This window comes from Weissella kandleri (assembly GCF_001438705.1).
GTDB lineage: Bacteria > Bacillota > Bacilli > Lactobacillales > Lactobacillaceae > Weissella > Weissella kandleri.
This window is the reverse complement of the sequence record NZ_JQBP01000001.1, coordinates 246,960-259,410: the sequence shown is the minus strand read 5'-3', so window position 1 is coordinate 259,410 and position 12,451 is coordinate 246,960. Positions and strand designations below refer to the sequence as shown.

General features: G+C 37.5%; 10 protein-coding genes. 1 reads left to right on the top strand and 9 read right to left on the bottom strand.

The window, feature by feature from the left end:
- The 5 genes from IV73_RS01320 to IV73_RS01300 form a co-directional block, all read right to left on the bottom strand.
- Positions 1-468 carry a ferritin family protein gene (locus IV73_RS01320; protein ID WP_057753707.1) on the bottom strand — a complete coding sequence of 156 codons (468 nt, stop codon included), beginning with the start codon at positions 466-468 and terminating at the stop codon, positions 1-3.
- Positions 468-704, bottom strand: coding sequence for a heavy-metal-associated domain-containing protein (locus IV73_RS01315; protein WP_057753704.1), 237 nt, complete (start codon positions 702-704; stop codon positions 468-470). The genes IV73_RS01320 and IV73_RS01315 overlap by 1 nt, the downstream gene beginning before the upstream one ends.
- Before the next feature lie 164 nt (positions 705-868).
- Positions 869-1,732 carry an acyltransferase gene (locus IV73_RS01310; protein ID WP_057753701.1) on the bottom strand — a complete coding sequence of 288 codons (864 nt, stop codon included), beginning with the start codon at positions 1,730-1,732 and terminating at the stop codon, positions 869-871.
- A 95-nt stretch (positions 1,733-1,827) separates the two neighbouring features.
- Entirely contained in the window at positions 1,828-2,706 is an 879-nt protein-coding gene (locus IV73_RS01305) for a phosphodiester glycosidase family protein (RefSeq protein WP_057753698.1), read from the bottom strand.
- A 161-nt stretch (positions 2,707-2,867) separates the two neighbouring features.
- Positions 2,868-4,697: a heavy metal translocating P-type ATPase gene (locus tag IV73_RS01300; RefSeq protein ID WP_162258955.1), complete on the bottom strand. Its 1,830-nt coding sequence runs from the start codon at positions 4,695-4,697 to the stop codon at positions 2,868-2,870.
- Positions 4,698-5,035: 338 nt separating this feature from the next.
- On the opposite strand from IV73_RS01300, the gene IV73_RS01295 reads away from it, so the two are divergent.
- The gene (locus IV73_RS01295) at positions 5,036-5,494 is read left to right on the top strand and encodes a tryptophan-rich sensory protein (RefSeq protein ID WP_057753695.1); all 459 of its coding nucleotides are present in this window, start codon (positions 5,036-5,038) and stop codon (positions 5,492-5,494) included.
- 475 nt (positions 5,495-5,969) lie between these two features.
- Here the strand turns inward: IV73_RS01295 and IV73_RS01290 are convergent, their stop codons facing one another.
- The 4 genes from IV73_RS01290 to IV73_RS01270 all read right to left on the bottom strand — a co-directional run bounded on the left by IV73_RS01290 (position 5,970) and on the right by IV73_RS01270 (position 12,290).
- Positions 5,970-6,698: a class I SAM-dependent DNA methyltransferase gene (locus tag IV73_RS01290; protein WP_057753692.1), complete on the bottom strand. Its 729-nt coding sequence runs from the start codon at positions 6,696-6,698 to the stop codon at positions 5,970-5,972.
- Positions 6,699-7,495: 797 nt separating this feature from the next.
- Complete coding sequence (gene asnS / locus IV73_RS01280) at positions 7,496-8,791, bottom strand: asparagine--tRNA ligase (RefSeq protein ID WP_057753686.1); 1,296 nt, start codon at positions 8,789-8,791, stop codon at positions 7,496-7,498.
- Positions 8,792-8,815: 24 nt separating this feature from the next.
- Positions 8,816-9,325, bottom strand: a complete 510-nt coding sequence (locus tag IV73_RS01275; protein ID WP_057753683.1) for a cell wall elongation regulator TseB-like domain-containing protein — start codon at positions 9,323-9,325, stop codon at positions 8,816-8,818.
- A 130-nt stretch (positions 9,326-9,455) separates the two neighbouring features.
- Positions 9,456-12,290, bottom strand: a complete 2,835-nt coding sequence (locus IV73_RS01270) for a helicase C-terminal domain-containing protein (RefSeq protein ID WP_057753680.1) — start codon at positions 12,288-12,290, stop codon at positions 9,456-9,458.
- Positions 12,291-12,451 lie beyond the last annotated feature (161 nt).

Sequence of the window (12,451 nt, the reverse complement as noted above, 5' to 3'; positions counted from 1 at the left end):
TTATGCGATAAACTGATGATTAAACTTTAACAAGTATGCTAAAAGCATTTGCAAGTTAAACAAATTTTCTCGTTTTGCCAGCTCAATGCCCCGCTCAATAAATAAATTAGCCGTTTTCAAGTCATCTTTAATCATATCAAGTTGTTCTGAAGCACTTAAATACTTATCACGCCCATTTAATTCCAGCATACCATACTCTTCAAATTCGGCGAATGTCGTTGGCACAATAGCCAAACGAGTTAATAAAATTTGTGATACTTGCTCAAATTGGGTAGTAAAGCTTGTTTCTAAACCAGCCATGACCGCTTGAACAGTCACGTCCGATTGATAATAACGAAATTGCCGTGTTTTTAGTTTCAATAATTCTAGATTAGCTAGAATGTGGCTCGTCATTGCCATTGCCGTAGGAGTATGGTGATCAACCTCACTCTGTTTTAATTCTTTTTGATACTGATCATCGATTGTCATTATGCGTCCCCTAACTTTCGTATTTGCTTGTCTAAAACTTGATATCCTAGGTGCTCAACCACCTGACTTAACGCTTCAGCTTGTACTGTCTCTGGTAAAAATTCAATTTTCACCTTCCCAGCATTAAATCGGACTTCCACACCTTGGACCCCTTTTTGTTTTCGAACAGCTTTTTCAATTTTAATAAAACACGATGGACAAGTTAATGCATCCAATTTAAGTGTTAATTCACTCATTATATTCACCTCATTTTGCTTTTGATATTCCGACTAATATCATTATGACACGGAAGATATTTGCAAAAATTGATCACCATCAATTTATTAATAGATAACCGAACAAAAAAAACACCACTTTCAATGGCATGTTCTCATTTTAAGTTAAACTCCAAATTTAGTTTCTACTTTTTACCCCAATTAAAAAAATGCGATTTTCCAGACTTACGTTGGCTCTTATTCACATCAACATCCATAAAAAAACGATTTTTATCTTTTGGTAAATGTTGTAAAAAGGTTAGCTTATCCTGGGTGTGTGCTAACCGTGTTAACTCTTTTTCAATCGTTGCAAACGAATATGTATTTTTATTAGTAAAAATAAATTCATCTCCATCATGTCGCTGCCATTTTTCAGTATGTGCTGATGTAAAGGCATGAACTGATGGCCGCATCCAAAAGACCCCCTCTTTTAGCTTTTTAGCCGGATTTCCACCAAAAGTTGTGTTAGACGGAACCGGTTTGGTTAGTACCGCTTCACCGGCGATGATACTACCAGAACCAATACGCACGCCTTTCAAAATATTAACATTTTGTCCAATCCAAACATGGTCACCAATATAAACACTTTTACTGGGATTTACACGTTCCTTAGTAGTGGCTGAATAAATGAGATGAGGATCAGCGACTCTTAAAGTCAATCCATACGATAACATATTGTCGGCACCAATAAATATATTTTTATACTCCGATAACTGGAACACCGCCTTTTTACCATTAATTGAGTTATTTTCACCCATATAAAACACTGAATCATGAAACATATTTACTTGAAATGCGCAAGGATACTTACTTTTAGAAATATAAACCACTGAATTATTGCCTAAAAACTTAATAACAACATTATTTAAATGAACCCCCGGCGCTAAAAAGAGAATATTCCCCTTCCCGCGAAATAAAATTGACGAATTTTCCATCTCTGCATCCGGCGCTATTAACTCGTTATCACCAATTTTCATATCTGTACCAAATTTTTTTATCCAATAATCCATTAACACTAATCTCCTAATGTTTTTTATATAATTGTAGCATTAAAGCTGTTCATGTAACCATACAAACAGTTTATATATTATCACCAATTTTGACATCATTTGTCCTTTAAAGGATCCGGCTGCCCATCAGGGTAAAAGTAAATATAATCACGTACTGGCCGTTCTTTTCGAGATTGATCAAAACTAGGATTAATCATTTGCCCCTGAACCACCGTGGAGGTTGAACCACCCCCATCTAAATTATACGCAAACTGGATGTGCTTGATTTTAGCTAATTCATGTAACATTTCTTGATAATCTAAACCTTGATTCCCATCAAACCGGCCTGCTATCGATAAAATACCAAAATCGCCATTTTTTAATTGATAAATAATTTGACGGGGATGTTGCCTACTAGCCACAGTTAAATTTTGCGGCTGAGCAACTGCTCGTCCGTGTTGAATTAACGGGAAAAATCCCGTAAGAACTTCTTGAAATTGACCATTTCTGAAAATAGTCTGATTGGGATGTGAACCCAAATTTTTCCCATCATTTGAAATGGTTAAATAAGAGCTATAGCTGTCAAAATGCTGACGTGCAATAATCCTTCCTCGATGAAGGTGCGTTCCCCACATTTCATTTTTTCTTAAATTATATCGAGATGCATTAATAACTAACGGTAAATTGTGACGTTGAGCAAAATGTGAAGGTGTCTCTAAGACCACCTTGCCTGGTGCCAAACTATCTCGGGCAAAGCCCACCCCAAGTTTAGCCTGTTTGATTTTGACATTCCACATTTGTGTGCCATTATCAGCCCGCTGCTCATATACCTGATAATTTAATTTTGCATGTGCAACAGAATTCAACTGCTTCGAAGTCCCGTTAGAATCACCTTGCGCACCCCATAGCATTAAACCCATACCAACCACCGGTATTAGTATTAATAAAGTTTTCTGAAACAAGCTTCTATTTCGTAAATTTTGTGGCTTATTCATAATCATCACACCTCCTTCCTCAAGGATCTTTACAAATTTTTTACTGCATAATCACTTATTATAGCTCATCTATAAAGATCCCCTCATGTCAATCGTCAGTTATACATATAAAAAAGTGTCCTTCCTCAGAACACTTGAAAAGTTTTGTTCGATTTTGTTTGTCAAGGTCGAAAATGCGTTAGTCTTAATGCATTTAAAATAACAATAATAATGCTCATTTCGTGGACAAACATTCCACTAGCCATGTAGATAAAGTTAAAAATTAATCCTAACAATAAAAAAGCTACAGTCAACAAAGCAAGCGTAATATTTTGCCATACAATCTTTTGTGTCTGTTGAGCCAACTGCCGGGCATGCACTAAACGTTCCAAATTACTGTGCATCAAAATAACATCCCCCGTTTCAATCGCAACTTCAGCCCCATTTCCCATTGCTATCCCAACATCAGCTTGCGCCAAAGCCGGTCCATCATTGACTCCGTCACCAACAAACGCCACTTTATGCCCAGCCTTTTGATACGTTTGAATTAAGTCTGCTTTGTCGGCTGGCAACAAATTTGATTCATAAGAAAGTGTTAACGGATTGGCCACAGCCTCAGCGGCCTGCGCATGATCACCAGTCATCATTACCATTTTTTGAACCCCGATTTGTCTTAGCGCTCTTAATGCCATCTTGGTTTCAACCCGAATTTGATCAGCAATTCCATAAATCGCTAAGACCCGTTCTTGATTGGCAAAAAGTACTAAGCTTTGCCCAGCATCCTCAATCGCTTGAATAAATTTTCTTTGCTTTGTCGTAACTGGAACGGCTGAGATTTGAATTAAATGCTCATTTCCTACATACCATTTCTGATTATTCCCCTCAAAAACCATACCTAAGCCATTTTTAACTGTCAGCTGCCCCACCAAAGTTGACATTGGCTGTGGTAATACACGTAGTAAAGCTTGTGCCAATGGATGATTACTCCTTTGTTCAATTGTTGCCAACACTTCTGCTTGCGTTTGTGTCAAATTTTCATCTAGTTTATTCTGAACTTTGGGCTGTCCCACGGTCAAAGTCCCCGTTTTGTCAAACACGACCGTGTCCACTTGCGCCAAAGTCGCTAAAACATCCCCGCCCTTAACCATAATTCCATGCTTCGCTCCATTTCCGATTCCAGTAACCATCGCAATCGGGGCCCCAATTACTAAAGCTCCCGGGCAACCCAATATCAAAATCGTAATAGCCTGGACTAAATTATGATTAAGCACCCCTACCAGTAAAGCCAGCCCCAGAACCGCCGGCGTATACCACCGCGCAAAGTGGTCAATCGTTTTCTCGATTGGACTTTTTTGATCTTGCGCTTCCTCAATCATTTCAATGATTTGCCCAAATGCTGTTTCCGCACCTACTTTTTGCGCCTTTACTTCCAAGTTTCCCTCGACTAAATAACTTCCCGCAAAAACCGGCATCCCTAATGTGAGCGCCACTGGCATACTTTCACCCGTTAAATTAGCTTGATTCGCTGACCCTTGTCCTTGCATCACCACACCATCGACTGGAATCTGCGCCCCATTTTTAATTAACAAGATTGCCCCTTTTTGAACTTGTTCAATCGGAACCATCTTCCACTGATTCACTTTACTTTTCACTAAAGCTGTTTTGGGGGCTAAATTAGTCAACGACTGCACGGCAGCCCGCGTTTTTTTAACAGCACGTTGCTCTAAAACGCTCCCAAATAAAAACAAAAAACTAACAATTGCTGATTCTTCAAATTCACCTAGATACATGGCCCCAAGCATCGCTATTGTGACCAAAAGTTCAATTGAAATGACGTGGTATCGAAGCGCCTGACCTGCACGCCAAGCGATTGGCAATAAACCAACCACCGACAAAACCGCTAAGACCCATAAATTCACTATTTCCCAATCAACAATTTTAAAAATCGCAGCTAATATTAACCCCATCCCAAGTAAAATTGTTACCTTTGTTTCATTCAACCATTTTTGCATTTTTATTCTCCTCATTTACGAATATCTTTAGCTTAACGAAGAAGAAGCGTTAAAAAATTGTCGAACATCAATAAATATAATTAAAACTTCCAGTAAATAAAAAGAAACTATCAACTACTTTAACTATTCATTTCTAAATCCATCAAATTAAGTTAAGTCGTTTTTATAATTTTTTGTGCTAAAATTGTGCGAATCTTTAAAACAACCAAAAACTACAACCATTTAATCACCAACTTTTTTTAATAATATTTAACGAACGCATTTATCGTCTCTTTTATGTTAGAATTTAATTAGAAAGATATTAAATTTTAACGCTATTTGATAATAAGGAGGCTAATATGAATAAAACTATGGTAAAAAGCGTTTTATATTCCATAATTATTGTTATTTTGGGCTCAATATCGGCTCTAATTGTCCCTGTATTATCTAATTCATCTATACAATCTATTTATAGCTCTTTATCGCTTCCTCCTCTTGCTCCTCCGAATTGGATTTTTGGCCCAGTTTGGATAATCTTATATATACTTATTGGAATTTACATGTCTAGAATTTATAAAATGGAATTAAAATATCGTTGGCTTATGTTTGTTCAACTTATTCTTAATTTTATTTGGACACCAATATTTTTTGGATTATCGTTGTATTTATTAGCATCAATAATAATTATATTGATGGACATAATTACAATCATCCTTATCAATAAAGATAATAGTAATGATCAATACCTACTATTTCCGTACTTAACTTGGATATTATTTGCAACCTATCTAACTATATCCATATTTATCCTGAACTAACTAAAAATTCTACTAATTAGATGGTTGGTAGAGTTTTATTTTTTCTAATGCTAAACCAATGTATCTGAATCAAACCAAGTTCCTCCCGTATGGTCAATCATCCTGTAGTTATATCCATCATCAAGCTTGATATGACCTCAGGTTATTCCATGTAGAGCTCTAATGAATCATCTACCTCACGCAGTACAATGTGGTCAACTATATCGGCTTTTTTTACTCGATCATTTAATTTATAGTACAGAAAAGTGTTATTTAGATTTAATTCGTCCATATCTTTTTTGACTATCTTCTTCATTCACTAATTATTTCTTTAATTATTCATCTAGGACTATCCAAAGCTTTATCTGTTGTAAATGGTTCAACAGCTTCTTCTCTCGAATCATCTGATCCGTTATAAATGTATGGTCCTAATGGTAATTTACTAATCGTTCTTACAAAAAACGCCTAACCTTTGTTAGACGTTATCGTTTGTATCCTATATTTTTTTAGCTGATATAATAAGCATCATCGGGCGGCGAAATTCATCCTTCATCCCAGGTATATCCAGCATTGAGTCTGGTGGCGTAGGTTCTATTAAGTGTTGTATTGAAAATCCGTGCCGAACCAAAGTTTCAATATATGTTTCTAGTGTACGATGATACTTGGTTACCGGAGTATCCCAGAATTTAGTCTCCCTTACCGTTTCGTCAAAGTATTTATCAACCGGGAAATATTTAATGGACCCATCTTCATTCAAAGCCCATTGTTCTGTCCCTTCAGATGTAAATATTGGATGTTCAACTGAAAAAATAAACTCTCCATTCGAGTTAAGCATAGCACCTACACCATCAACTACTTTTTCAAAATTTTCTATATAATGTAGCGCTAACGAACTAAATATTAAATCAAAATTGGCTTTTAATGAAGATAGATTATTAATATCTATATTCTTAAATTCAACATTATTATATTGGTTCTTTTGATTAGCAATAGCTAACATTCTCTCTGAGCTATCAATACCCAAAACATACTTAGCACCTTGCTCAGCAGCATAAATACTATGCCACCCATATCCACTCCCTAAATCTAGAACCGTTTTATTCCTTAACTCAGGTAATATTTTTTTCAATGCCTCCCATTCGCCGGCTCCTTTTAACCCTTCCTTACTGCGATTCATTTTTGAATATTCATCAAAGAATTTTTCATCATCATATATATTTTTCATAACACGCCTCCAAAAATAGATTATAACAAAAACTTGAAAATCCCAGTCATTGCTTTTAAATATATTAAATAAGGATTTGCACCTTACATGTTAACCCTAGCGTCTACCTATTCCACCACTACTATAGTCCTCACGCCTGTTACCACTCTTGGCATAGGATTCACACAACTTTTGATAATCAAACCAAGCAAAATTTTATCATCCGGATCTTCTTATCGTCCGTTTTTTCTGTGCACTCTTGGAAAACTTTATTAATTATTCGATACGAACACTGTACCCTTAATATCTAACCCAACCATATTGATTACAAAAAAAGACAAAATGGCATAAATACCACCCCCAAAACTAAACATTTGTTTCATAAAATTAAAATACTTAGTGATTTATGAGCTATTTGATGGCCGAAATATTGCTACAAATACAAACGAAACGCTCGAACGTTTTGAACAAAAGAATAATTTCAATAACGTCGCATCAATCCATGGATTACGGCACTTTCACGCATCTTATTTGCTTTCTAAAGGGATTACGTTTCAAAATGCCTTGGCTCGCTAATATTTCAATTACACAATCTATTTACGATCACCCTCTTAATGAACAGAAAATTGCCGAAGAGCAAAAGACTATTGAAATGCTAAACGATATTAATTAGCCAATACAATGGTTTCAAGTGGTACCCAAATGGTGCCTGTTTTTTTAAAACGGTGCGAATTATGAATAAAAATGAACCATTATGACGTATAATAAAAAGCCGCCTATCGTTGGTATACAGCCAACAATAGCGACTTAATAGTTTTTTATGGACGCAAACGGGTCATTGTCCGTGGGAATGGAATGGCTTCTCGAATGTGTTCTTCACCTGTAATCCAAGTCACTGCTCGTTCTAATCCCAAGCCAAATCCTGAATGTGGTACAGAACCATACTTACGCAAATCCAAATACCAAGCATATTCGTCCATATCTAGACCTTCTGCTTCAACCCGGGCTTTCAAATAATCATAATCAGTATCACGTTCTGAACCCCCAATGATTTCACCATAACCCTCAGGCGCCAACAAATCAGCCGAAATGACAATATCGTCCCTCGTTGGATGGCGCTTCATGTAGAAGGCCTTGATCGCCTTAGGAAAATTAGTGATAAAGACCGGGCTGGCAAAATGTTCAGCCAAGAAAGTTTCTTCTGGTGAACCAAAATCAACTCCCCACTCAACATCAAAATCATTTTCTTGCAATAACTTAATCGCGTCATCATATGAAATCCGTGGATAAGGTAACTTCGTATATGATGCCAACAAATCCTTATCGCGTCCCAACAAGTCCAATTCATATCCATTACGATCCAAGACTGCTTGAATCAAATATGCGATATAACGTTCTTGAATTTCTAATGAAGCAGCTTGATCCATCCAAGCCATTTCTGGTTCAATCATCCAAAACTCAGTGAGGTGCCGCCGCGTCTTTGACTTTTCAGCCCGAAAAGTTGGCCCAAAAGTAAAGACCTTCCCAAACGCCATTGCGCCCGCCTCAGCATACAATTGTCCAGTTTGTGACATATAAGCCTTGGTATCAAAATAATCCGTTGAGAACAATTCAGTAGTCCCCTCGGGTGCTGATCCAGTCAAAATTGGGGCATCAATTTTTATGAAGCCTTCTTTATTAAAGAACTCATAAGTAGCGGCAATAATGGTATTGCGAATACGAAGAACGGCAAAAGGTTGGATATGTCGGAGATACAAATGACGATGATCCATCAAGAAGTCAGTCCCGTGTTCCTTTGGTGTAATTGGATACCCTTCTGACTCGCCAACTACTACCAAATCCTTAACATCCATTTCATATCCAAAATCAGAACGTGCATCTTCTTTAATCGTTCCAATTAAATACATACTTGTCTCTTGCTTAAGTTCCTTGGCCTTGGCAAAAATTTCTTCACCAACATCCTCTTTCACAACGACCGCTTGCATAAAGGCCGTTCCATCCCGCAATTGTAAAAATTGAAGTTTCCCTGAACCACGTTTATTACGCAACCAGGCTCCAATCCGGACTTCTTTTCCTACATAATTTTTAACGTCTTCAATTCGAATTGTTTCCATTTTAGCATTCCTTTTCACTTAAATTTATAAATTATTAATTGTCCGCACAACCTTACCATTTTCAAACTGCACCGTAATGAAGTTCAGATTATTATCTTGATTGATAAATTTAACTTCCCAAACAGGCACCTTTTTATAAATTCCCATTCCAATATTGGTAATTTTTTTAGGGGCGTATTTATTGATAATCAACTGCTTCACATCGTCGTATGAAAGACCATCTTTCATCGCAATCGTCACCATTTTCTTTGACCGCTTTTCAACAATTACTCCCGTTTCCTGGTGCCGTTGATTGTTCCCAATCAAAGTATAGTATGTCTGATCACGGCTACTCCAATAAAAATGGTCGACCTTGGTTAACTTTTTAGCATTTACTACCAAAGCACTATATTCACGATTAGCCTTATTAATTGGTTGCACACTCCGGCCTAACACTCCGTACACACTAATTACAGCGATTAAAATAATTACTAATAATGTAATTAGCACTGTACGATAGGGCTTTTTTTGTGGCTCCATTTGTCGCATCTGCATGCTCCAACGCTCCATCCATCTAAAATTATATGCATTTAACTCTTAATAAGAATAGCAAATTTAACTTCAGATTAAAAGACTCTTAACAATAAAATCTGAGCATTAGAGCGCATTTATCCATGTTAAACATTTAATCTGTTTGCTTTTCAAAAAAATTCTGAACTTGCGCAGGCAAATCGGCGGTTTTTAATTCAAGCTTGGGTAAAGCATCTGGTAACATTTTTTGCATCGCTTTACCGTATTGCTTATGCACAATTCGTGAATCCAAAATAATAATCATCCCTCGATCTGTTTTTGAACGAATGAGCCGCCCGACCCCTTGTCGCAAGCGTAAGATTGCTTTGGGCAATTGTTTTTGGTAAAAATCATGTTCATTGCCTACTCCACCTGGCTGGGAAGCATTATAAGTGGCTAAGGTTTGAGGTTGTTCAAATGGCAAACGCGTCAACACTACCATTTCTACTTGATTTCCTGGTAAATCGACCCCTTCCCAAAAGCTTAATAATCCAAAAATCATCAAATTTGATTCTTTTTGTAACCGTTTCACTAATTTAGTCCGTGTACCGGAAATACCCTGTGCCAAAATGGTCATCGGACTATTGCGATAAGCGCTTTGCTGTTGGAACCAAGTAAAGACTCGTTGCATCAAATCAGCCGAAGTAAATAAGACCAGCGTATTACGTGGTATTGTCACCAACAGTTGTAATAGTTGTTGCTGCAAATAATCCGCATATTCCGCTTTCGTCGGCACCGGTGCATCCGTTAGCATAACTAATTCCGCTTGATTTTGGTAATCAAAAACCTCTGGAAACTTTTCCACTTCCGCAGTGTCGTGGTTCAATGCCAACCCTTGATACAAATAATTCGATTTCGCACTATTAAATAAGGTTGCACCCACCATTAAAGGTGGCTGAAAATATGGATATAACTGTTGTTTGAAGTAATCTTCAGTCTCAACTAGCCCCCCATTTAACTGCAAAGTATTTTCATTATTATTGAAACTTTCAGTAATCCAAAACGTACTAACTTCAGCATAATCTGCTAAATTATTTTGGAATTGTCGGAATTGTTCTGCCTGCCGATTTAATTGCATGAGGACATGCCTGAAATCTGCTAGGGTTTGCCGTTCGTCAATACTAAAACGTTCTTGACTCGTGACAAATTGTTCCATCATTTGCTCTAATAAATTTTGGATGCTTTGATTCGTTTTCCAAATCTGAGCTAAATCCGCATCATAATCCAACATAAATTGTGCTAAATCAGAAGCCTGCATTGCAAAATTTTGTTGTCCAGTCGTCGCCATAACGTGATGATTCATGACAAAATGCCGATACAAGCGCTGTTGCAAGCGTTGCAATAACTGCGCCAGGGTATCAAAGTCCGCATTCAATTTAGGCTTCAATTTCCCTTCAGCGCGCAAACGTTGCATCACTGGCTGAATACTAGGCTCACGTTGATTATTTAAAAGTATTCCAGCTTGGTGCACTTGTTGCTGCCAGCGGCCTAAGTTTAAATGCTTTTGACTTTTATTTAAAACCACTTCGGGGAGATGTTGCGCTTCATCGGCGACTAAATACGGCCGGCGGTCAAACGCCTCTGCCCCATGCAAAGCTTGGGTTAAATAACTATGATTGACGACTAAAAAGGTGGCTTGTTGCGCTAAAATCGATTGACGCTGATTAAATTCAAAACTTTTAAACTTGGAAGCCTGCGGATTATTAGCCGTTTGCGTTAACTTTTGTAAAAATTCATAACTTACATTATTCAAATTTAATTCATCCAAATCACCCGTCAACGTTTCCGTTAGCCAAACTAAAACTTGCGCTTTCATAAACTGCAATGCCATACTGCCGTCATCTCGATCAAGACTGCGCCGAAAGCTTTGTAAGTTCAAGAAATTATCTTGGCCCTTAAGTTGTACCCCGCGCACTTCAAAAGGTAGTAAATCCTTTAAAGTTGTTTCAATCGTAGTCAAAATTTGCCGCTGCAAAACTTTTGTCGGCGTCGAAATCACAACTTGGCGTTGGTGCTGCCGTGCCAAATAAGCTAGTGGCAATAAATAGCCTAAGGTTTTTCCCATCCCCGTGGGCGCTTCTACCACCATTGCTTGTTCGCCAGGAACGAATGTATCAGTTCCTTCCAAGGTTTCATAATGCTCATAGACTTGATTCATTAATTTAACTTGATTATCTCGATATTCTAACTGATCAGCGAATAACTGTTGCTTTTGTTTTTCTTTTTTCGGAAAAGGCGGGATTACACTTTTGAGGTTGATAGGCGTTGGTTGCGTAAAACGCCGCAATGCCAAATGATCAATAATCATTAAATATTCCGCTAGTGGCTTAGGGTGTGCTTGATTTTCTTGTAAAGCTAGAGAAAAAATCGCTTTAGTTTGTTGGGGCAATACTAAAGGTAAAGCTTCTAATTGTTGCAAAGTCATCATCGGTAAAGTTTCGGCTTTTTGCATTGCCGCAATTAACAAGGCCCCCGTCGCTCTAGCGTCACTATCCGCACGATGTGGATTTTCATGCGCAATCCCCAACTGCTTCGTCAATTCTGACAAACGATAGCTATCCAAAGTTGGCCATAGAATTTGCGATAAGGTCACCGTGTCGACCGCCTCATTTTCCATGACTGCCATCCCCACCCGCTCAAATTCAGTATTTAAAAACGGCCAATCAAAATTAACATTATGCGCCACAATGACCGTGTCCTCGAGCATCGCATGCAATAATGGCGCTACTTCTTCAAAATAAGGCGCTTCTTGCACCATCTTTTCATTAATATGCGTTAATTTTTTAATTTCAGTTGGAATCGGCTGCCCGGGATTCACTAAGGTTGAAAATTGATTAACAATTTCATTTTGACGCACAAAAACGACGGCGATTTGAATAATTCGCCCGACTTGTCTTTGATTATTAGTAGTTTCTAAGTCCACTACCGCATATACATCACTTTTTTTCATGTTATTTGCCACTTATTCTCCAATATGATAAAACTATTGTAACATGTATCATATATATCACCGCGGATTTTCACAACAACCCGGTGCCACGTAAAATCAAAAAGCGCCAATCAATAAGTGTTTTGTCGCCGAAAAGTTTAATACATTCATAAAATAACTTA

Coding starts and splice junctions, on each gene's coding strand:
- IV73_RS01295 (WP_057753695.1), top strand. CDS start 5,036: ATGAATAAAACTATGGTAAAAAGCGTTTTATATTCCATAATTATTGTT.
- IV73_RS01270 (WP_057753680.1), bottom strand. CDS start 12,290: ATGAAAAAAAGTGATGTATATGCGGTAGTGGACTTAGAAACTACTAAT.
- IV73_RS01315 (WP_057753704.1), bottom strand. CDS start 704: ATGAGTGAATTAACACTTAAATTGGATGCATTAACTTGTCCATCGTGT.
- asnS (WP_057753686.1), bottom strand. CDS start 8,791: ATGGAAACAATTCGAATTGAAGACGTTAAAAATTATGTAGGAAAAGAA.
- IV73_RS01305 (WP_057753698.1), bottom strand. CDS start 2,706: ATGAATAAGCCACAAAATTTACGAAATAGAAGCTTGTTTCAGAAAACT.
- IV73_RS01320 (WP_057753707.1), bottom strand. CDS start 468: ATGACAATCGATGATCAGTATCAAAAAGAATTAAAACAGAGTGAGGTT.
- IV73_RS01310 (WP_057753701.1), bottom strand. CDS start 1,732: ATGGATTATTGGATAAAAAAATTTGGTACAGATATGAAAATTGGTGAT.
- IV73_RS01275 (WP_057753683.1), bottom strand. CDS start 9,325: ATGCAGATGCGACAAATGGAGCCACAAAAAAAGCCCTATCGTACAGTG.
- IV73_RS01300 (WP_162258955.1), bottom strand. CDS start 4,697: ATGCAAAAATGGTTGAATGAAACAAAGGTAACAATTTTACTTGGGATG.
- IV73_RS01290 (WP_057753692.1), bottom strand. CDS start 6,698: ATGAAAAATATATATGATGATGAAAAATTCTTTGATGAATATTCAAAA.